This window comes from Paenibacillus sp. NPDC056933 (assembly GCF_042674385.1).
GTDB lineage: Bacteria > Bacillota > Bacilli > Paenibacillales > Paenibacillaceae > Paenibacillus.
Genome location: NZ_JBHUQN010000001.1, coordinates 3,196,723 through 3,218,147, shown reverse-complemented (window position 1 = coordinate 3,218,147; position 21,425 = coordinate 3,196,723). Strand labels below are relative to the sequence as shown.

The window sequence follows — 21,425 nt, the reverse complement described above, 5'->3', positions numbered from 1 at the left end:
AGATTCGCAAGCTTTATTTTTACTGGGCAAATGGCTGGATAGCATTGAAATCTTAAATATCAACAGCAGTCACTCGCTTACAGAGTCGCACGATAACGCAGTCCATCTACGAGCAGAGCAACCATCTGCCGAGCCTGCATGGCATTGCCCTTATGTCCCGCCGCAGAGAGACTCGCTACTGCTCGTAGCAATTCATCCGGTTCAACATCAGCACGCACCTCACCAGCAGCAGCAGCAGTATCAAGCAAGGTTCGCAGCGCAGGATTCAGCCGCTTATCAAAGTAAGCAGGCAGGGTTTCATATGCCGGGTTGCCCGAATGCAGAGCCGCCGCGAGTCCACGCTTGGCCGCTATGAAGTCCACGTATCGCTGCATCCATCGCGCCAAGGCCTCACCGGGTTCATACTGGGTAGACAGCTTCTCCGCCGCATCTGCACAGGCATCGACTTCCTGCCGGAATACGGCTTCGATCAGATCCGAGCGCTGTGGAAAATGGCGATACAGGGTGCCAACACCTACACCTGCCTTCTCCGCAATCTCCCGCACTGGAGCATCCACTCCCGAGGTCGCGAACACCGTCATTGCGGACTGAAGCAGAGCATTGATGTTGCGCTGTGCGTCGGCGCGCACGGGTCGATCTGTGTGGTCGCGAGGTTCCAAGCCTTCACTGGGGTTTTCCGTTTTGTCTTTCATCCATTAGTTCCCCCCATCAATTTAATCCTCAATTTATATTCACAGAATTCATCCATTACCGATTACCCCGAATTATACTATTAACACCCATATGACTCAACCGTATGTCCGATTATAAACCTTTGTGAAAGGAGATTGGCTTCAACCATATTTTCCGAAAATACGAAAAAAACATCCATCATAAAAAAGCTCCTGCCAGCACAAAGTGGCAGAAGCAACTTGATAGATGATTCAGAGCGAACATCGCATCCAGAGCATTGATATGCTTATCGATCATTTTTTGGATCTTTTCCTTAACCCAGCTCCGCGATCCGCTTCCCAATGCGTGGAAATAATCCAAAGGCATTCTCGTAGAATACCTTCTCATGATGCTGCTCCGGCACAAGTCGGCGGACGAATTCTGCATACAGATCAATTGGCGCAAGCGGCCAGTCGGTTCCAAACAGCATTTTCTCGTAATGATCCGAATATACCAAGGCCCGGCGGAAATGATCCATGAACAGGGGTTCGTTCATAAACCGTTCGAAATGGGGTCGATCTCCGACAACAAGACCGGACAAATCTGCGTAAACGTTAGGATTCTTCGCCACCACTTCAGCGGCATCCATCACCCAGGGATCACCCAAATGACAGATCATAAAGTTCACGCCGCGCTGTTGAAAGGCTAATTCGTCCACAGTCAGCGGATGTGCATACTTGAGCAACCCATTCATGGAGTACGTATCCCCTGTATGAATGACCACCGGCACGTTATACTTGGCTGCCAGTTCATAGACCGGTGTGTAGATCTTGTCATACACGTAGTGATGATAGTACCCCGCATATAATTTAATTCCGGCTACCTCAGGCGCTTGCAGTCGAGCTTCAATTCGGTCCAGCTCGTCCTGAGCATGTTCACCACCAAGGTGGTTTGGGTTAATGCCGACGCATTCCATGAGGAATGACGGAACCGTCGCTTCCAAATCGAGTCCCATCGGATTGGGTGAGCTCGAATCCGGGAATGCTCCCTTCGTCTGCTCCGTAACCCCCATTCCGATGCCAAGAATAACGTCATTCTTATCAAACTCCGCTTTGAGGCCAGCGGCAGAGTAATCCACTTTCGATAAATCGATCGCCGTTCGATGAAAGCTGTCGATGTCCGACAAATGAATATGAATATCAATGATCGGCATGTGAAGCCTCCTTTTCGTCGGTAGAAGTTGCAAAGGTTAGCTTCAAAAGGTCATGGACATCCTCTGGACTCAGGGGGATTTGTCCCAAGATCAGATAGGTCGGCTTCATCCAGACCGTATCCCCATTCGGAATAGGCAGATGCTGATGTACGCTGTGACCAAGTACCTGGTTGTTCCCAAATACCGAAGCGTTCTGGTTTGGATATCCATCCACTGCATGCAGCATGTTCTTACGCGAAACCGCCCCTACACGCAAGAGCCTCTTCAATTGAAGACCCGCGTCCACCTTCCCCAGAGGGAACCGTCCTTGCTCGGGGTGTTCGAGCCAACTATCAGCAAAGACAGACGAAGGCTTGAAGAAATGATCTTCCGTTAGCGAGTAATCCGTCAGTGCCAAGCCGCTTTCGTTGGTCACCGAATGCAATTCACAGAGTACAGGTACGCCGGGCAGCATGAGGTAATGCTGGTGTACCGTAATTCCCCGATTCGCTTCATGCTTCTCGATGCGGGTTGTGATCTGAATTCCTTTCCAGATGTTACCATGATTATCCTTTTGCTCCGTCCAAGCCGCGCTTCTCTGCTCCAGCTGACGGCTGAAACCGTTCATACCGGGGATACCCACACCAAGTCCACCGTACCATGGATTCCACCAGGAACGGGGTGCTGCTTCCGGGTACGAACTGTCCAGCCATTCCTCGCCCTGGTGCTTCAAGGAATGCACGACACTTCCGAAGCCGGGTGCAGCTGCCATTGAGAGAACTCCATTGCTCACCATGTAAACGGGGCCTGCCGGACCTTCTTCAATTACCCGATCAACGGTTGCTCCCGTCTGCGGATACCAGAGGGCGGTCCGTTCCTGAACACGATCCTCACCTCGATAAACAGCCCGAACCTTCCAGCCGAATTCGCTTTCTTCTGTCGCAACCTTTTCCTCAGGGGAGAATTCCAACTGAGCAGAGCGCAGGTCATCCTCTCGGTGTAATTCCATATCAGCCGCTAAGTGCTCAGGTGCGCCACCATTCTGCACATATAGTTCCAGATTTCCGGCGAGCGGAACCATTTTTCGTTCGATCAATTCCGCTGTGAGTACGTCTGAAACAAACGGATTGCCGCCACTAAGTGCCAGTTCAAGATGGTTGTCCAGGGTCGGTACAACCGGACTCCGCTGTTTTCGGGCGAAAGATCGGAAATCCTGCCACTTGGCAAAGGTGTTCAAGGCAAATACGGTCGCCTTCGTCCGCACAACGGCTCCTGCCGGAATTCGGCCAAGCTCATGCTCCAACCCCAGGGTGTATTCTGGACGCAGCAGCTTCAGCGAAGGATCCCAGTAGATACCGCATGAACCGTACGCTTCATTACAGAACAGCCAGTTCTCCGTGATTTGGTCGCTATCCCAATGGCCCGGATCACCAGCGTAAGCGTCGCCCATGTCCACATATCGACCTTGGTACGGGAGAATTAGTCGATTACCGTAGAACCCGAAGCTGGTCATTAGAAACATGTTCTCTTCCAGCTCTGCGCTGCGAGTATTTTCAATTTCGTGGTGGAATTCAGCGATCCCATTTGCAGACAGCTTGACCACGGACTTGATCTGCAAACCAAGGAAGTCTTCCGATTCGTAGAGAGCTTCGAGAACCTGATGTTCCCCTTCGGGATAGATGTTCACTTCTTTGGCTTGTTTCTTGGAAAACTCTTCTGCAAATGGCTTACCCAGCTTCGGATAGGTCCACCAAAACGTGTGCTGTGAACCAGGGTATTCAATCCACATGTTGTTATCTTGCTTACTCATATGAAGGGAGAATGCGCCGTTCACGGCCACCCACTGTTCCCCGTTCTCCCCACCATAACGGCCCTCCGTTCCCTTCATGAGAACAGACAGCTTGGTTGTGAAAGAGACCGCCTGCCTGTCTGCCGGAACAGCTGTCACCTCTACTTCTCGCGAATAGAGACCATACGACTGCAAGGTGAAGGACACCGACACAGATGCTTTTCCTTTTGCAGGAACCGTGAAGCGTACCGAGCGTTCTGCCCACTCCAGGAATTCATCCTCCGGCAGGTCAAAAGCGAACTCCGCTTCGGCATCAAAATTATTTTCCACGTTCAGGTACAGCTCGGCCGGGCTACCTGTATAGAGCTCCTTCACGGGCAACGCCGCATTGATCTTGGCCGGGAATTTCGGGGCGACGCCCACACGGAACTCGGCTTTCCTGCCACCGATCAGCCATGTGCTGGTGACCACGGGGTGGGTCTTATTCTGGCTCTGCTCCTCTGTAACCGGATCAAGGTGAAAGTCGCCCTCCACAATTACCGTTTCTCCCGGAGCAACCACTCGTGCAGCGTCCAGCGCAAAACGAATATTTTTGTTGTTCTGGCCCTTGATCTCAAACGCCAGCTCATATGCTGAGCGGTTCTTGATTCGATAGCGAACCTTGTATGCGGAACCAAATACGAGATCATGATCGTCAATCTCTGTGGAAATTTCGTAATCTGGTGTTTCGAGAGCCGTCAGACCGCGACCCGACTTTTCGAATTCAGCTCGCAGGGAGATATCTCCCTTGCTCCAGGTATAGTCAAAGAAATCGAAACCTCGCTCCCGTCGGCCATCCGGCTCGATGACGAGTTCACGCGTGCTGTCTGCATACCAATCCAGCTCCTCAAAATAAGGAGCGAGTGCTTCGGTCTGCAAGATCGTCGGGATGAAGTTCATGAGGTGCACGTTATCATCTTTTTTCTCCCAGAAGAACCCACATTTCTTGTACATCGGCACAGCCTTCGTATTGCCCGCCCATGTGTACAGATCCAGGCGGGGCCACCCCGCTTCCACGGTCTTGCGAACGGCGTTCAGGATCAGATTACGTCCTACTTTATAACCATGATAATCGGGGCGAACATTCAATAGCGGTACATATAAGGCACCCTCGTCAAAGCGGTAGTGGGCGAAACTGCAGAAACCAACAACCTCATTCTCATGAACAGCGAGAAATACATGAAGATTGGACGAACTCTCCATCTCTCGGCGAACGGTATCCTCCGTTCTCTGGTTGGTGCCGCCTCCCCAACTTTCATTGCTGCGATTCCACATATCAGCGAGCGCAGCAGCGTAGGAGGGATCGTATTCAATAATACGGATTTGTTCAATAATCGAAGTTATTGTCATATTTTGATCTCCTTATCTTTATCTATAGGATGGTCTTCGTGATCATTCGATATGGCCTTTGCCCGATCGCCGCTGAGATAAATCAGGCCATGTTTGAAGAAGCTAGCGGTAGTCTTATCATACTATATCTGGAAACATTTTCAGAGGATTAAAAATCTTTCTTTCATCAAAAGCGCCTAATGCACGCTCTTGTTTGAAGGGTCAAGAGTGGAAAAGTCTATTAGGTATGAAAGCAAAAAATCCACGTCTCTGAGTAAGACGTGGATTTAGGTACACGATCAGCTAATAATCTTCAATTATGCCAAAATAGAACGGACATTGCGTAGAACTGATTTCATAAATTCAGAGGTTGGTTCGGCATGCCCCGCAATTTGAATACGTCGTTGCCGCACATCAAGACTCTTCAACTGATCCGTCAGAACAACACCTGAAAATGGCAGGTCTTCTGGTAGTGTAACTTCAAAAGGATAATCCTTGGCTTGGCTCGTTATGGGACATACAACGGCAAAACCTGTTACTTCATTGAATTCATGTTCCGATAGAACAATAGCCGGTCGTCTCCCGGCTTGCTCATGACCCGCTTGAGGATCAAAGTCAAGCCATATCAGATCGCCTCGCTTGGGAATAATCAAAGTAACTCGTTCCCTTCCGTGCCAAAGTCTATTTCTTCATGTCTTGTATCCTGTTTCACTTTAGAGAGCAAAGTCTTTAGATGGTTACGCAGTTCCTCATTGGACTCTACAGGCTTGGTTTTTGGACGCAACAACAATTCATTATCTGCTGTCACCAAAATCTCAATTTCCGAGCCTTCCTCCAGATTAAGACGTTTAAGCAATTGGTTAGGAATGCGAATTGCACTGCTATTTCCCCATTTGCTCAGTGTGGCTGTAGTCATGGCAATCCCACGCCTTTCGTTTGATTGTTGCTCCAATTATAACTCACCTCTCCATAATTGTATATCCATATGATATACATAAAACAATAAAAGGATACATTGTATTCTACCGTAAAATACTGATTGTAAAGAGGGTTAGTCACATTCAATGTAGTGTGCTCAGGTACACCAGATAACACTACAAACGAAAAACGGCTCTTTCCGCCCTATCGGACGGAAAGAGCCGTTATGATGATACCCAGGTCCTCTGCCATCAGCTCGCCTTCGCGAGTTTCGTGCCGCGAATCGATGCTGTAGCGTATACAACGAGCGCTGTCCAGATGAGCGCAAAGCCAACGAGCAGAACCGGCGAGACCGATTCCTTGAATACGAATATGCTCAGTAACAGCATGATCGTCGGCCCGATGTATTGAACGAAGCCGAGCGTTGACAGCGACATCCGGGCGGCTGCTCGCGCAAAAAAGAGCAGTGGCAGCGCCGTAACTACGCCGGAAAGAAGCAGTTCGATGAACGTCGGTGCAGGCAGCGTCCATGCCGTCGTTTTCCCCACAACGGCCAAATAGATCCAATATCCGAGCGCAACGGGCAGGACTACAGCCGTCTCCGAAAATAAGCCTATAGAAGCGTCTTGCTTGATCTTCTTTTTCGCCAGGCCGTACAAGCCAAATGACGCGGCCAGAGAGATCGCGACCCACGGAAACCGTCCATAGTCAATCGCAATGATAAGCACCGCTGCACCAGCGATGGCAATCGCGAGCCATTGGCCGCGGTTTGGCTTCTCACGTAAGAAAACGACCGCTAACAGCACGTTCAACAACGGATTCAAATAATAGCCGAGACTTGTCTCCACAACATGGCCGTTGTTAACTGCCCAGATGAAGATGAGCCAATTGGCAGCAATCAACAGTCCGCTCGCGGCGAGCGACAACAGAAGCGAACGGTTGGTCGCAATCCGTTTTATATCCCCCCAGCGGCGCTGGGCGGCGACGAGAATGCCCATGAAAACGAATGACCAAACAACCCGATGCGACAGAATCTCGCCTGCCGGCACTTCACTAAACAACTTCCAATAAAGCGGGAGAACCCCCCACATAATATACGCGATAATAGCGTTGATCAACCCGTTGTTCATAATCATTTTTCCCCTCTTCTTACTCTGGTGTCTGAACGGATTATACGTCTCGATCTCCTCTCAAGTAAAGGAAAAATAGTTTCTAAACTATTATATATTCAAAATTAGTTTGATTTAATTATTACTTACTAGTCCAGGCTAATACTCTTATCAAAGCAGTATGAATCCTTGTCATAACCATTATGCTCATAAAAAGCATGAGCGTCGGTTCGCTTGAATCCGCTGCATAAAATAATGCTTGATATTCCGATTTCTTTAGCATAATTCTCAGTGTGTCTTAATAGTTTTGTACCTACCCCACGATGCTGAAATTCTTTTTTAACGGCAAGAGCTTGTATATGTAAATAACCAATCGAACCCCCTACGGATAATGCCTGAACTACAGTTACAAAACCAACCACATCATTTTCAAATAATGCAACAAATGTTTTGTAATTCCCGTCTTCATTCATTTTTTCAGTAGTAACTCGAAAGTTTTCATCATTAAGATTACGAATCTCAAGCACATCGTTCCATAAAAAAACAACATCAGTATAATCATTCGCTACAATTTCTCGTATCTTAATTTCCATGCCTCCCCCCCTTTATTAGAAATATTCGTTAAAGGATTCGATAATTGATAAAGCTATCCTGCCCGTTAATTGAACGGATAATTTTTGTAACGAAAAAAAGGTATATCATCGTTCATAAAATTGGATCTTAAAGGAAACTTTTCCCCGTCTTGTAACGTTGATGTTACGTGAATAACAATTACTTAAGGAGGAATCAAGATGAAGCGATTAGTTTCTCTATTGTTGATGTTAAGTTTAGTTGTGGGTGTAGGATCCGTTGCATCTGCTTTGGATCAATCCTTGTTGGATCTACCTTTTAAGGAACGTGCGGCGAATGTGTATAATCCTTCATTAAAAAAGATAGAACTAAATATCACAAAGGACCACAAGTTGACTACAACGACGTATAACTCCATTTATGTTCCAGTGAAGGATGTCTTTAAAGCATCCGGAGCAACAATTAAATGGGATGGAAAGAACAAACTGACTACAATTAAAAATCAAGAACAGGAATTGATTCTAAATTTCTCTGGTAAGAGCATCGCAGTGGGTAAGAACCAAGTAGCTCTTCCGCAAGATTGGGTACAATTGAAAAACGGAGTCTCGAATATCGATGCCTTTGTTCTAACATATATTTTTGAAGTAGCTGCTGATGAGTCCGACCAAGAAAGAGTGGACTGGGAAGAAAAACTTAAATTTTTGGATATCAAAGAAACGACCGGTCTTCCAGGATTAGATAAGTATATGCATGTGTTTGTTGAGTTTAATGATTAATTAAAACCTATATTTTCTAATCCTCTTTCGGTTATCCCCAGGATAGGTTTCTTTTCCTCTTATTAAGAAACCTATCTATGCCACACTATCTTGCACGTTAGAGCCTCGCGAATGTGATGTAATCGACTTGGACAGGCTCTGCCGATTCGATCCGAAGTGCCCGATTGATCTGTCCCCGGTGATATTGCCCATGTAAGAGAACCTGCAACAGGATGTCCCGGACGGATGTTCGGAATGGAACCCCGCTCTGATTCGCATAGTCGATCATCTCGTCCAGCTTGGATTCCTCGAGCCCTTCGATATAGACGCGATATTGTTCGGCGTTTTCTTCGAACATTGTCCGGATCGCCGTCAGGTCTTCCGCTTCCTCCCACAACGAATATTGCGCGCTGCCCTTGCCCTGCAATCGGGACAGCCAGACTCGTTCCGCTACCGCAACATGCCGAACCAGCTTCAGAAGGTCCTTGTTCTTCGTCCCACTCTCTTCGAGCGCGTCCAAGATACGTCCGTCTGCCCAGTACAGGTGGTCCATCATGCACTTGATCGTCTTCATTTCGGTTTCCCCCTCTTCGTCTCATCGCTTATTTGAACTTACTGTCTCCCTTAAGTTTCATCAATGAAAAGAGAATTTCGCCCGATAAAATAAAAAACAATGCTGCTAGCTTAGCAGCTCTACATGGTGCATTTATATTGGATGGTTCAGAGCATTCATCCTTTAATAGTCCCACTCCGTTAAATCCTGGATGAACTTACTCGCAAAAACAAGTTCATCCGCAGTATACTTATCCAAAAAATTCATGAATCGCTCTTCAATTTCCTGATGGATTCGATGATGGATAACATAAATGTTTCGGCCTTTCGAAGTCAAACTATAATAGACTTCTTTTTTATTGTCATTAATCTGCTGTCTTTTGATTAACGCCAGTTTTAGAAGTTTTTTGCTAATTCTCGTGATGGACCCTTTGGTTAATCCGGTTTTTTCTGAAATGGAGGTGACATTAATCGGTGAGAAATCTCCGATACATGCGATGAGGTGAATCTCCGACAAGGTCAAATTCCCCTTTTCGCCAAATTCCTTTTCGAATTTATGTATTTCCTCACTCATTCGGACGGATAACTTGCTTTCCCTTATGTCCTGTTGACTCATAAGATGGATAAAGCTTTTAAAAATCCATTGTTTAGAAAGATCCATTGGCTGCATTTTCTTTGGTCTCCTCTATTCACGTATCTTTCCTCATTATACATGATTGTTTCGCAAAAAAATATTTGAGGCGCTTATACTTTGGACCTCGTGGACCAAAATATCCCGAAATAGTCATAAGAGCCCCAATACACTGCGCATCCCTATATTTTCTCCCAATAAAGCAGATATCGCCATCGTCAAAAGTGGAACGAGATTGAAAAATAATGAGGTTTTATTGGCCCCAATTTGAGATATGCCTTGATTCCGTATTTTTTACCAAGAATTCCGTATAATGACCCGAGAGCAGTTGCGATGAAGAGGTATAGATCCCCTTTGGTTATCAATTTCAATTCAGACAGAGAACCATTTGTAAGTACTAACAACACACCAAAGAAAGAAATTACGCTCCCTCCCAATAAGAAAGCCCGGAAAGCGATGAATTCGAGGCTTCCGGGCATTCTTATTGTTTCTATCGAAACAATAATATTAAAAAAAGTTACTCTTTGCTGATACTCTTAATACCTTCCACAATGCATTGTTCCAATTCACTTTCTTGATCGGAAATTGCCCATGCGATATATCCATCCGGACGTATCATTGCTGTGTGCACATTGTTCCATTCAAGAGCTGGTTCCGCCAACGTCGCGCTAACAAATGTGAAATGCTGATCCGGCAGACGACGAATGATGCCTTCCACGAGATGATCATTAACGAGATTCACCAATACATATTTGCCTTCCCGGAAAAGTTCGTAACTGCTGAAGATATAGCCGTTTTCCTTGCGCAGTTTGATCTCTGCAAGCCTGCGACCATTTAACGGATGTGCAGAAACTGTATCTAGCACTTTATAGCCAACATCCACGGCTGCAATTTGACTCGCTAAGCGGTAGTTTGCTTCCGGAATTTCCAATAAGTTGGATATCAATCTCCGCAGATCCATCGTAGCCGATGAAAAATCAGTACCAAATAGCAGCGTTTGTACACGTGTATTCCTAAGCAATGCTGAATTGACGGGAAAACGCTCTTCATGGTAACTATCGAGCAACCCTTCTGGTGCCCATCCTTTCACTTCCGCTGCCAATTTCCACCCGAGATTCATGGCCTCTTGCAGTCCCACATTCATACCTTGACCTCCGGCAGGGAAATGAATATGAGCAGCATCCCCTGCAAGGAATATTCTTCCCTCCCTGTAGCGGTCAGCTTGTCGGGTAGCATTGCCAAAGCGAGTCATCCAGTACGGATCTGAAATCCCATAGTCGTCCCCTAACATGCGGAGCATTCCCGAGCGTAGTTCCTCCAGCGTGACCGGTGTATCCTTAGGAATAGATTTTCGATCCGGATCGATAAAAACTACACGATGCAACTCTTTAGACACAGGAACGATCATGATCATTCCGTTCTCGTCAAAGCTGGAAACGACACTCGTTGCAGGCGGGCGTTTAAGCACAACATCGCCTTGGACCGAAGTAAGTGTTACATCCGTTCCGTTAAAGGAAATGTTCGCCTGTTTACGTACAATACTTCCGGCTCCGTCTGCACCAACCACATATGCTGCTGTTAATGTCATTTCGCCTTCAGTTCCAGTGGCTATCACTTCTACATAATCTGAATTTGGGGAGATGGACGATACTTCCGTTCCTCGCCGTATTTCTGCACCTAATTCTCTGGCTCTGCGCTCCAGTACCTTTTCGGTTTCCGATTGGGCGATAAACAATGAATAATTGGAGGAAGAGTCAATGACCGAAAAGTCCAACCGAGTTTCCAAGCCTGCAAAATGCCCGGTCGGCAGCGGTTTACCGATCTTCAACAATTCCGTTTTTAAACCGCGCAAGTCCAGAATTTCTAATGTACGAGGATGGATGCTAAGTGCTCTAGAGTATGGGGTGGTATCTTGTAATTTCTCCAAAATACAAACCTTGACGTCCGCCAACGCGAGTTCCCCTGCCAACATCATGCCGACAGGTCCCCCGCCGATGATAATCACATCATAATTCATTTTTATATTTCTCCTCTCTTAGTTGGAAATCGATGCAATTGCTTCCACTTCAATTAACCATTCCTCAAAGGCAAGCGCCTGAACACCTATAAAGGTACTAGCCGTTTTGGGCCATCCGTCGCCGAAAACTTCAAATCCGGCTTTAAAGATCGAATCAACCAACTCAGGCTTATGGTTTACGACATAAATCCTCATTTGAACAATACTTTTCGCTTCAGTATCGATTGCCTCCAAAGCTAATTTCAGATTGGCAAAGACTTGCTTGGCCTGGAGCAGATAGTCACCCTTTCCGATCAGCTCGCCTTTTTCGTTTAACGCAACTTGTCCGGAAATAAAAGCTAACGGAGAAGCGGGTGTAATGACGATTTGTGAAATGAGATTCGTCACTGTTTGTGTGAGGGTACTCGGATTTATTCTTTTCATGATCATCTTCCTCCTCATTTATTGTTTTGTTCAAAACAAAAACTGTATATTGTTTTGTATAAAACAAATTTATAGTATCATCAATATTAAATAAAAACAATATAAACTTTATAAATTGTTTTTATGAAAACAATAATACAAGCCCTATGAAGTAGTCTTTTCGCTTTGACTTGCGTTCGAAGCCCTCGACATGAGGTAAGAACTAGAAACAAATAAGCCGCTGAAAAGCGACTTGGAATGGATTCATTCTTTTAAACACTTCTCTTAGGCTACTTCACATTTACTCGCTGGTTGGCACGTAAGATCCCGTATAACAAGCGATGCTATGGAGCGAAAAGAAAACCTTAGGGGATGCCGGTAGATCTAAACTTACAGGGAGAGATGAAATGAATCCAGTTGTGGGTCTAGAAATTTCAAAAGAAGAAAGCCATGGATAAGCCTTTTAAGCGCGGAAAGCCCGCGGTTGCGGTTCTTTTTCTGTATTTCAAGAAAAACTATCCTGCGTTTAGGGAACATAAGCAGCCGCTCACAAATGAACTTCACTTCAATTGGTGTTAGATACCACCTGGCAATTGGAGGTGCAGTTCAACATTGATCGGCTGCCTTTTTGTTTTTATCCAACTACCTTTCCCGTAAGCGTAATGATGTATTAATTCATTGATGGGAATTGAACCATCATTATAACGATAAAAGAAGAAATAAAGCTTAGCATTGCAATGAGAATATGAAGAACACTGAATGAGATTTTTTCTAGAAAAATTCTTTCTTTTCTTTGAATGAAGCATAAGTAAATGAACACAGTGATCACAATGGGCAAATATTGATAAAGATTGGGTCCATCGTTACTCGTGAATATTTTACTAAAATATTCAATGGTAGTTTCATTAGCAATCATCAATGCATATATAACACCGATTATCGCTGATATAAAAAACTGAAATGCTATCTGAATTATTCTATTCTTCAAAAGGAATGGACCACGTTTTCGGTATAGGTCATTGACCATTATATTTTTGTAGCCTCCTCAATTTTTCAGATTAGTGTTCCTATATTCTACCACACGGCTCGTTCTAGTGATCTAGCGCAGGACCCACAAACTGGAACTTTTCTGTCCGTTAGTTGAATCACTTTACTTTTTAGTTTCCCAATTGGATATCTTCAAATGGTACGTATTTGTTTGGTTCAACTTCTTTGTATACGCGTACATAATTGACATCAAAGGTTGGAAAAGGAGCTAATTCGTTCATTGCTAAGAGCTTCATTTCTTCAATTTCAGTCTCGTTCAAGCCCCAATAGGTTTGCCCCAAGGTCAAATGAGGATAATATTTATCCATTTCAAAGTAACAATCTAAAAGTTCTTGTGATGGAAAAATCGCTTTTACCAATTTTCTATGTAAATCGATCACATTGCTCGTTTCAACACTAAGAAATGTAACAGCACTTCCAAACGATCCCGGTTCTGATAATGATAATTGAAAGCTTTGAATGAAAGAGCATGTTTGTCTTACACTTTCTAACCAATGAAGATCTACTGTAAGACCCCCTTGCGCTTTTACCGTAATGTGAGGCTCCACTACATCGTTAAGACGATGACTGGACCAACGATCACGAAATGCGACTATTTTTTCTTTATAATCGTCTGGAGGGGTAATACCTATGAAATATTTCATTTACAGTCACATCCTTTAGCAAACGATATGGATCGTAGTCCACTTGCTCTTATCTCCTTATTTCCTCGGCTATTTAAAATATCCTGTTCGTTAGCTTAATCTAGACTACAGATATAAATCTGGTTCATTGCAAGCCAATCAAGAGGTTTAAACCGAGGATTATCTTCAAAACGGTTGATGTCCTCACAACTATTTCTGAACAGAGGGCGAGTAAAATACGTCAGCATGCATATGCTGAATTTTGTCCCAGTTACCGGGATTGGTTGTGTCTGGAGAGCGGTGCTCCAGAATAGCCTGATATAGAGCTGTCTTTTGTTCCAAATGTGCAATGTGTTGTTTGGCTTCTTCGAGCTTAACGAGTGCTGCTTCTTTATGCTCCATCATAAGTTTGTATCGTTGCTGAATGGTCGAATCTCCTTCGAGACAGAAATCAACGTACATTTTAATGACTTCAATAGACATCCCGGATTGCTTGAGGCATTTGATGCCATGCAGCCAGTTGATCGACTCTTCGTCGAACATCCGAATATTGTTTTGATTGCGCTGCACGCTTGGCACCAGACCTTTATCCGTATAAAAGCGTACAGCGTGCTCAGTGAGTCCTGTTATCAGGGCGGCTTCTTTGACCGTATGCATGTGAAATCCTCCTTGAAAAATATTTTTTTGAAAACGGCTTGCCTTCGTGTAACACGAAGGTGATAGGCTTATTGTAATGCAAATCCACCGTAAGCGGAAGCCCCGCTGTGGTGCCCGATTTTCGAGTTCGGGGCCGTTTGCGTTTTACATTTACACATTAGGAGGAATTACAATGCAAACCGTAACATTAAACAATGGTGTGAAAATGCCGATCATCGGCTTTGGTGTCTACCAAGTTCCAGATGCTGAAGAATGCGAGAACGCCGTATATGAAGCGCTGATGGCTGGTTACCGTCTGATCGACACCGCCTCCGGTTATCAGAATGAGGAAGCGGTCGGACGCGCGATCAAGCGCAGCGGCATACCGCGTGAGGAGCTGTTCATTACGACCAAGCTCTGGGTTCAGGATGCTGACTACGAGCGCGCCAAGCTGGCTTTTTCCAAATCCTTAAAAAAGCTGCAGCTCGACTATCTCGATCTATATCTTATTCACCAGCCGTTCGGCGACTACTACGGCGCTTGGCGTGCGATGGAAGACCTGTACCGCGAAGGTAAAATCAAGGCGATCGGTGTCAGCAACTTCCTGCCCGATCGTCTGATGGACCTCATCGTGCATAATGAAATCGTGCCTGCCGTTAACCAGGTCGAAACGCACCCGTTTTATCAGCAGATTGAGAATGGTGCTTTTATGAAGGAGCAGGGAGTGCAGCACCAGTCGTGGGCACCGTTCGCTGAAGGAAGGGGCGACCTGTTCGGCAACGAAGTGCTGACATCGATCGCGTCAAAACACAATAAGTCCGTCGCCCAGGTCGTGTTACGTTGGCTTGTTCAGCATGAAGTCGTTGTAATTCCAAAATCGGTAAAAAAAGAGCGGATCGTCGAAAACTTCAAGATTTTTGATTTTGAGTTGAGCGCGGACGATATCGAACAAATTTCCACCCTCGATACGCGGGAAAGTCTTTTCTTATCGTACCGCGATCCCGAAGTCGCCAAGATGATGGGCAACTGGAAAATCGATTTGTAATCCTTGATCGACCGAAACTCATCACGTTTTAAACTCGTTTATTAAGAAAGGACCACTTTCTGCCCCTTAGTTTAACAAAAAGCAGCCGATTACATAAATCGGCTGCTTTCGCGTTTTTATTTAACTAACCTTTCCCTTTAACGTAATAATTAATTATTTCATCATTGGGAATTGGACCAGCATTATAACGACAAGAGAAGAGATACAGCTTAGTATTGCAATCAAAATATGAAGACAACTGAATGAGATTTTTTCTATAAAAATTCTTTCTTTTCTTTGAATGAAGCATGAGTAAATTAACACAGTGATCACAATGGGCAAATATTGATGAAGACCCGGTCCATCCTTACTCGGTAATACTTTATTAATATAGCCACCTATAGTTTCATCAATGATCATAAATGTATAAATAACTCCGATTATCGCTGAAATAAAAAATTGAACTGCTAACTGAACTAGATTATTCTTTAAAAGGAATGGACCCATTTTTTGGTATAGATCATTGACCATTATGTATTTGATTACCTCCTCTTTTTTGAATAGTACTTCTATATTTTACCACACAACTCGTTCCAGTGATTCCGTTCAGCGTTACCTCAAATTAAAACTAACCTGCCCGTTAGTTGAACAAAAGCAGCCAATCACGTTGATCAGCTGCTTTCTTTGTTTTATAACGTTATGGTTTCCCGTTAGATCAATAAAATGAGCTTCTGGCATCCGCCGAGCATAGAAAGACCGCCATTGAAGGCGGTCTAAAAATTTATCATTTCTGCCCGACAATAAGTCCTGGGGATATTAAGATTGCATCTATTTACAAACAGTATTCCAATCATAGAGAGGAGACTTGAGATGATTTGCTGTAAGCCATGATTGGTTTTCTACATCAAAAGGAATTAATTCTGTTAGGTCACAGCCAATCACCCTAATTAGAGCGTCTCAACCAATTTCTGAATCTTTGAGTGGGAAATTAAATATACAGGACCCATTATTCCTATTTTGCCGTCCTTTACACGTATAGCGCTCTCCTGTTCTGCCGCATAAACATCAATCTCTTCAGACAAGGGGAACAGGTAGCCTTGAACAAACGTGGCGTAGTCGCGCTTAGAATGAGATTCATAGGCAAAATGATTAAAGCCAATACCATCATACATCGTACTTGTTTCAACTTCATTGCCAGTCTCTATCAAGCTTAACCATTTGGCAGCCATGTTTAACGCACCAGCGCTGGCACCCATGATAACGGCATTGCTGTTCTTAATCACATCCGATAATTCATATTCCGCCAAAAAATCGTTCTGCAAAACAGGATCTCCACCGCATAAAAAAATGACAGAAGCGTTTTGAATGAATTGCTGGGCATCTTCCTTCTGCATGCGGTAATCAATGAAATGATATTCATCAAAAATAATGTTAGCTTGATTAAACCATGTCCTTTCAATAACATCATCAATGTTCACTTGCTCTTCTTTATAACCAGACGGTTGAGCGCTAATCATAACAAGCGATTTTCTGTCTGTTATATCCTCATGCAATAATTTGACCAGCTTCTCTGGAAAAAAATCATTAAACCAACTGAGATAGTAGTGAGTACTCAAACTTAATTACCTCCATATGTACTATTACATTCGTCCATTCTTAACGATGAAACATAATTATACACGCTAGAAAGATGAACGGTTCTTCAGCCATTTCGTTTACACACCCTTGTACACTTTTCATAAATCCAACTCTATATTACCATAACATGGAATTTGGAGTATGAGAAATAAGTTTCCACGTTAACCTGCCCGTTAGCTTAATGAATCACATATGTAGCCTTAATGCATGCAAACTACCACTTATTCCATTAATCTCACATTGCTTCATTATCATTCGGAATTAATTCATACAAGGCACGAACATCACAACCAATGGAATCGGTGATCGATATGGCAATTTTGAGTGGCATCACTCTTTTGTTCTCGATAAAGTCGTAAACTCGTTCCGGTTTGAAAAGCAATTCTTTTGCCAGCCATTCCGCTGACTTTCCGGATTCCATCAATCGTTCATTCAGTAAGCAACGTCCTAGTTCAAATTTCAAGAAGCGATGACCTCCCTCATAAGATAATAATAGTTAACGTTAAGCATGATCCATAAACAGCATGAATATACTTCATAAAGGAAGCTATAACGATGAAGTTCTCCATTCGTCTGCCAAATTTATTGGGCGAGTTCCATCGCGGCGCTATCGTTTCTCGTTTGCGTAATTCTTTTTTAACAATGGGAAGTGATTCTCAATCTGGTCAATATCATCTTTTTCTAATTCCCATCCTAAGGCATTTAGATTATCAACGATGTGTTCCTTGTTCGCAGCTTTAGGGATCGTAACTAATCCTTGCTGTCTTAAAACCCAGTTTAATGCAACTTGAGATGCTGTTTTACCGTACTTGCCTCCAATTGTGTTCAATATATTTCTTTCTATTGATCCGACTTCAGGAAAACCTTTCATACCAAATGCATGTATATGAGGAGCAAATCCAAACGGTGAATATCCCATAATTGTGATCCCATTCTCTTTTGCAAAGGGTAAAATCTGATTCTCTATGCTTCTATCGTTTAAATGGTACTGAGCTGCTTTCATTAATTGAATGCTAAAGTTACTCACCCCAACATATTTGACTAATCCCTTATTGACTAATTCAGCCATTGCCCCCATCGTCTCTGAAACATCATGTTGTTGACTAGGCCAATGCTGTAAATACAAATCAATATGACTTGTTTTTAAGCGTTCTAAACTTGCCTCCGCCGCTCTAAGAACGCCTTTGTAAGAACAATTTTTTGCAGAGACTTTAGTCACAAGAAAAACATCATTTCTCATACCATGGATGGCTTGACCAACAATTTTCTCTGCTCCACCATTCCCATATTCTTCAGCTGTGTCAATCAGAGTAAGTCCTTTTCTAATACCAAAACGCAACGCCTCTACTTCCTCTTTTTCTTTCTGCTTATCTTCACCATATTTCCAAGTCCCTTGACCTATAACAGGAATGCTTACTTCTGTGTTACCGAGCTTACGATATAGCGTCTACTAAACCTCCTAACAATAATGAAAACTTATTCATATCCTAACATTCTTTGTTCAAGTACATTACCCGTATACTTGAACAAAAATAACCGATCACAAGGACCGGCTGCTTTCTTTGTTTTTATCCGCCCACTAAAAGGCCGTTAACTTAATCCAATAGCTATTCTTCTATAAATGCTTTTCATAAAATACCATTGTCATTTTATCGTTAATTACTTTTGTTGCACCCGTTTTTTTATAACCTATCTTTTCATACAAATAACAGTTTCCTTTCTCTTGTATGATGGTTCCCAATTTCCATGACTTTGCATCATCATATATCTGCTCAACCATTGTAAAGACTTTTTGAGCAATCCCTTTTCCTTGATGTTCTGGCAGTATAAAAATTGGGCTAACACTATAGATTTGATTATCTTTTTTCACGACTCTAATTCCGCCAACAGCAACCTCAAGATGATGAATTATGAAATAATCTGTAGTAGATTCATTGATTTGAGTAATCATTCTTTCTACGGTTTCATTGGCGGGGCTTGTTTCAAAATCCTGAATGAAACCTCCATTTAATATATACCTCCTATTAGACGCTTGTTAAAAATATGACACATCATTTTAGTAGATACTGCTAGCCACAAGAACGCCAAGATTTTTGATTACTTTCCCCCAACATGAAACACACCAATCACGTTTTCACCATCCATATCATACAGCGGAATATCATGGCCATCCGCTGCTCTACTGTTCTGTAGTGCAATGGCTTCCTCAGGTGTATTGGGTTGCTCGCCATCCAGGTCCTTTTTCAGTACATATCCTTCTGTACCACCCTCACCAATAGCCTCAATGAGTTCAGGTTCTTGAGAAGTAGGCTCACCAGCAGAACCGTAAGTTTGCCCATTACGATTTTTAGGATAATTCGTTTTCCTAGAACCAACAGAAATAGAACCAATGATGGTTTTCCCGTCAACATCAAAAAGCGGGGCAACCCGTATAGTTTCACTAAGATAATCTGTTTTCATGACATATCCAGCAATGCCGTCTACACTTCCTGCATAGATTAAGTCGGGTAGTATCTCAACGGAGTTAGAATCTTCAATCGTACCAAATGTCAGTCCATGTTCATTTTTAGAATATTCAATAGGCGTTATGAGACTTGGACTAATCGTATTTTTAGCACTTGTATTCTGGGATACCATCAGAGCACCTGAAACACTAATGATAATAATCACGAAACCCGATATTAGGGCGCCCTTAGAGTACATTTTCATAACTGTTCACTCCTCATTCGTTTTAACTCTTTACTCTATAGCCACACTTCCGTGCTCTTTACAATCTAAACGTTACCAATCCATGGAAAGTTACGGTAATCTAATCGTTAATTAAACAAAAATGACAATCCATTTGGTATTCACAAACTCTGTTTGATCAGAGTGTTTGTGATACGGTTGTCCACGCTGCCGTCTTCATCACATTGTTTACGGAACTTCAGCCTCATGCGTGCAGAATTTGTCCAAAGGTAGCCATTTGCATTGGGAATATTTACTTATTAAACTGTGTTCTCATCTTTGTTAAAGTGGATAAGCATTATGAACACAAAGACGGGAGCTTTAATAGACATGAATGTTCTTACCAAATCTATCATTGGTCTGCTTTGCGCGACGACATTAGCGGGCACGTATTTCAGTTATACCGAGCATCAGAACAATCGACAATGGGAGCAGCAACAACAGCGCAATATGCAATACTGGTCCCATATGCAATCGATCTACTTGCGCACTTTCGACTATGCGCTTGCAGAGTCCGTTGCGGCACCTACGTTTTTAGATCGGCAAGCAGCACTACAATCTGCGATTGAAAATGCCAATCTTATATTGCAATTTCTAAGTAGTGCATCTGCTACAACGAACTTTCAATCTTGGCCAACGTACCAATCATTTATCACGAACGGCAGCCGCTACTTGGCCTATCCCGCCAGGGAAAAGGGAATTTCGCTCAACCCGAATCAATTAGAACAGATTCAGCGTCTGAGAAAGTTCGCGAGGACCGCCCTACCGTATCTTGATCGGATGAGAGAGAAAGGTAATGCTACTTCTTCATCCGATATAGAACGGATCTCGACCGAAATGGAAGAGGCCTTGTCTCAACTCGACTCGGTCTCCACGTACGGAAATAAAGCCTTTAACGAGTTCCGGTACAATCAGAATCCTTACGTACCTCCGAAGCCAGGTACCGTTTTCGCCGGTGAAACCACTTTTAAGGCTACGGAGCTTGCGGCCAGAGCGAAAATCTTCATGGGCGAAGCTTGGAATACAGGAGAGGGTAAGCAAATCGTCAAGATGGTCTCCGGCGGGAGCAGCCCCCAATTTGGAGAAGTCATGGATTTTAGGTTATCGGACACCAGTGGAAAACCAACTAGCTCCTATATTGCAACACTGAGTAAAAGCGGACACGTGCTCCAAGTGACACGGAACGGCTCGATCTCCGATGAAGGAGCTGTGGGACAATCTATGGACTTAAAGCAGGCTATCTCGGTTGCGGACACCTGGATGGCGCGCTGGTCTGACGAACGTATGACAATAGTGGCAAAGAAAATAAAAGATACCTCCATTTATCTCACGTACATTCCGGTTCGGGAACAAGTTTCCATTCCGCAGATGCAAGTCGTATGGCAATTTAATCGCCGTACCGGTGCGTTGAAGAGCCTTGATGCGCATAGTTATTATTACGATTACAATAAAACCTTCCCACTTCACCCTAAACTGACAGCGGAGCAAGCCTCTGAAAAGCTCGGCTCAAAAGTAAACGTTTCGGGTAAGCCCAAGTTGGAAATCCAAAACAGCAAGCTTGTATACGCATTTTCCGTCACTGGAATTGAAGGCGTTTCTCACGTATACATAAACGCCCTCACAGGCGCTAGTGAAGGCATCAATTATAACCTGTAACCACAACAAAACTAGGCAACCCCACGAAAACCTCTCTGCGGGCAGCCTAGATTTTGGCGTGCGATGTGGGGCCACCACTTTCTTTTATTCACACTTCTCCTAAATCGAATAATTTATTAA

The 21,425-nt window shown here is 43.9% G+C and carries 21 protein-coding genes; 3 read left to right on the top strand and 18 right to left on the bottom strand.

The annotated features are described in order from the left end of the window. Window positions 1-77: 77 nt before the first annotated feature. The 7 genes from ACFTRD_RS14255 to ACFTRD_RS14225 all read right to left on the bottom strand — a co-directional run bounded on the left by ACFTRD_RS14255 (window position 78) and on the right by ACFTRD_RS14225 (window position 7,620). The gene (locus ACFTRD_RS14255; RefSeq protein WP_379380809.1) at window positions 78-692 is read right to left on the bottom strand and encodes a TetR/AcrR family transcriptional regulator; all 615 of its coding nucleotides are present in this window, start codon (window positions 690-692) and stop codon (window positions 78-80) included. 293 nt (window positions 693-985) lie between these two features. Continuing rightward, the gene (locus ACFTRD_RS14250; protein ID WP_379380807.1) at window positions 986-1,864 is read right to left on the bottom strand and encodes an amidohydrolase family protein; all 879 of its coding nucleotides are present in this window, start codon (window positions 1,862-1,864) and stop codon (window positions 986-988) included. Continuing rightward, window positions 1,851-5,021 carry a GNAT family N-acetyltransferase gene (locus tag ACFTRD_RS14245; protein ID WP_379380805.1) on the bottom strand — a complete coding sequence of 1,057 codons (3,171 nt, stop codon included), beginning with the start codon at window positions 5,019-5,021 and terminating at the stop codon, window positions 1,851-1,853. Before ACFTRD_RS14245 ends, ACFTRD_RS14250 begins: the two co-directional genes overlap by 14 nt. 296 nt (window positions 5,022-5,317) lie before the next feature. Then, window positions 5,318-5,653, bottom strand: a complete 336-nt coding sequence (locus tag ACFTRD_RS14240; protein WP_379380803.1) for a type II toxin-antitoxin system PemK/MazF family toxin — start codon at window positions 5,651-5,653, stop codon at window positions 5,318-5,320. Then, window positions 5,650-5,952, bottom strand: a complete 303-nt coding sequence (locus ACFTRD_RS14235; RefSeq protein WP_379380801.1) for an AbrB/MazE/SpoVT family DNA-binding domain-containing protein — start codon at window positions 5,950-5,952, stop codon at window positions 5,650-5,652. The genes ACFTRD_RS14240 and ACFTRD_RS14235 overlap by 4 nt, the downstream gene beginning before the upstream one ends. 217 nt (window positions 5,953-6,169) lie before the next feature. Next, window positions 6,170-7,048, bottom strand: coding sequence for an EamA family transporter RarD (rarD, locus tag ACFTRD_RS14230; RefSeq protein ID WP_379380799.1), 879 nt, complete (start codon window positions 7,046-7,048; stop codon window positions 6,170-6,172). A 128-nt stretch (window positions 7,049-7,176) separates the two neighbouring features. Beyond that, the gene (locus ACFTRD_RS14225; protein ID WP_379380797.1) at window positions 7,177-7,620 is read right to left on the bottom strand and encodes a GNAT family N-acetyltransferase; all 444 of its coding nucleotides are present in this window, start codon (window positions 7,618-7,620) and stop codon (window positions 7,177-7,179) included. 198 nt (window positions 7,621-7,818) lie between these two features. Here ACFTRD_RS14225 and ACFTRD_RS14220 point away from each other — a divergent pair, with 198 nt between their 5' ends. Beyond that, complete coding sequence (locus ACFTRD_RS14220; RefSeq protein ID WP_379380795.1) at window positions 7,819-8,373, top strand: stalk domain-containing protein; 555 nt, start codon at window positions 7,819-7,821, stop codon at window positions 8,371-8,373. A gap of 97 nt (window positions 8,374-8,470) precedes the next feature. On the opposite strand, the gene ACFTRD_RS14215 is transcribed toward ACFTRD_RS14220, so the two are convergent. From ACFTRD_RS14215 to ACFTRD_RS14190, 6 genes are all read right to left on the bottom strand, one after another. Then, window positions 8,471-8,926, bottom strand: a complete 456-nt coding sequence (locus ACFTRD_RS14215; RefSeq protein WP_379380793.1) for a DinB family protein — start codon at window positions 8,924-8,926, stop codon at window positions 8,471-8,473. 162 nt (window positions 8,927-9,088) lie between these two features. Next, window positions 9,089-9,421 carry a MarR family transcriptional regulator gene (locus ACFTRD_RS14210; protein ID WP_379380791.1) on the bottom strand — a complete coding sequence of 111 codons (333 nt, stop codon included), beginning with the start codon at window positions 9,419-9,421 and terminating at the stop codon, window positions 9,089-9,091. 631 nt (window positions 9,422-10,052) lie between these two features. Beyond that, window positions 10,053-11,552 carry a monooxygenase gene (locus ACFTRD_RS14205; protein WP_379380789.1) on the bottom strand — a complete coding sequence of 500 codons (1,500 nt, stop codon included), beginning with the start codon at window positions 11,550-11,552 and terminating at the stop codon, window positions 10,053-10,055. Window positions 11,553-11,570: 18 nt separating this feature from the next. Beyond that, window positions 11,571-11,975, bottom strand: coding sequence for a RidA family protein (locus tag ACFTRD_RS14200; protein ID WP_379380787.1), 405 nt, complete (start codon window positions 11,973-11,975; stop codon window positions 11,571-11,573). Between the two features lie 1,136 nt (window positions 11,976-13,111). Continuing rightward, entirely contained in the window at window positions 13,112-13,645 is a 534-nt protein-coding gene (locus ACFTRD_RS14195; protein ID WP_379380785.1) for a 2'-5' RNA ligase family protein, read from the bottom strand. A 189-nt stretch (window positions 13,646-13,834) separates the two neighbouring features. Beyond that, window positions 13,835-14,281, bottom strand: a complete 447-nt coding sequence (locus ACFTRD_RS14190; protein WP_379380783.1) for a MerR family transcriptional regulator — start codon at window positions 14,279-14,281, stop codon at window positions 13,835-13,837. 172 nt (window positions 14,282-14,453) lie between these two features. Here ACFTRD_RS14190 and ACFTRD_RS14185 point away from each other — a divergent pair, with 172 nt between their 5' ends. Next, on the top strand, window positions 14,454-15,305 hold the full coding sequence (locus ACFTRD_RS14185; RefSeq protein ID WP_379380781.1) for an aldo/keto reductase: 852 nt from the start codon (window positions 14,454-14,456) through the stop codon (window positions 15,303-15,305). A 926-nt stretch (window positions 15,306-16,231) separates the two neighbouring features. On the opposite strand, the gene ACFTRD_RS14180 is transcribed toward ACFTRD_RS14185, so the two are convergent. The 5 genes from ACFTRD_RS14180 to ACFTRD_RS14160 all read right to left on the bottom strand — a co-directional run bounded on the left by ACFTRD_RS14180 (window position 16,232) and on the right by ACFTRD_RS14160 (window position 19,631). After that, complete coding sequence (locus ACFTRD_RS14180; RefSeq protein WP_379380779.1) at window positions 16,232-16,900, bottom strand: Type 1 glutamine amidotransferase-like domain-containing protein; 669 nt, start codon at window positions 16,898-16,900, stop codon at window positions 16,232-16,234. 257 nt (window positions 16,901-17,157) lie between these two features. After that, on the bottom strand, window positions 17,158-17,385 hold the full coding sequence (locus tag ACFTRD_RS14175; protein WP_379380777.1) for an XRE family transcriptional regulator: 228 nt from the start codon (window positions 17,383-17,385) through the stop codon (window positions 17,158-17,160). Window positions 17,386-17,529: 144 nt separating this feature from the next. After that, the gene (locus tag ACFTRD_RS14170; protein WP_379381362.1) at window positions 17,530-18,324 is read right to left on the bottom strand and encodes an aldo/keto reductase; all 795 of its coding nucleotides are present in this window, start codon (window positions 18,322-18,324) and stop codon (window positions 17,530-17,532) included. A gap of 213 nt (window positions 18,325-18,537) precedes the next feature. After that, window positions 18,538-18,873: a GNAT family N-acetyltransferase gene (locus tag ACFTRD_RS14165; protein ID WP_379380775.1), complete on the bottom strand. Its 336-nt coding sequence runs from the start codon at window positions 18,871-18,873 to the stop codon at window positions 18,538-18,540. Between the two features lie 146 nt (window positions 18,874-19,019). Further along, the gene (locus tag ACFTRD_RS14160) at window positions 19,020-19,631 is read right to left on the bottom strand and encodes a hypothetical protein (protein WP_379380773.1); all 612 of its coding nucleotides are present in this window, start codon (window positions 19,629-19,631) and stop codon (window positions 19,020-19,022) included. 318 nt (window positions 19,632-19,949) lie between these two features. Here ACFTRD_RS14160 and ACFTRD_RS14155 point away from each other — a divergent pair, with 318 nt between their 5' ends. After that, the gene (locus ACFTRD_RS14155; RefSeq protein WP_379380771.1) at window positions 19,950-21,305 is read left to right on the top strand and encodes a hypothetical protein; all 1,356 of its coding nucleotides are present in this window, start codon (window positions 19,950-19,952) and stop codon (window positions 21,303-21,305) included. The last annotated feature ends 120 nt before the right edge of the window (window positions 21,306-21,425 follow it).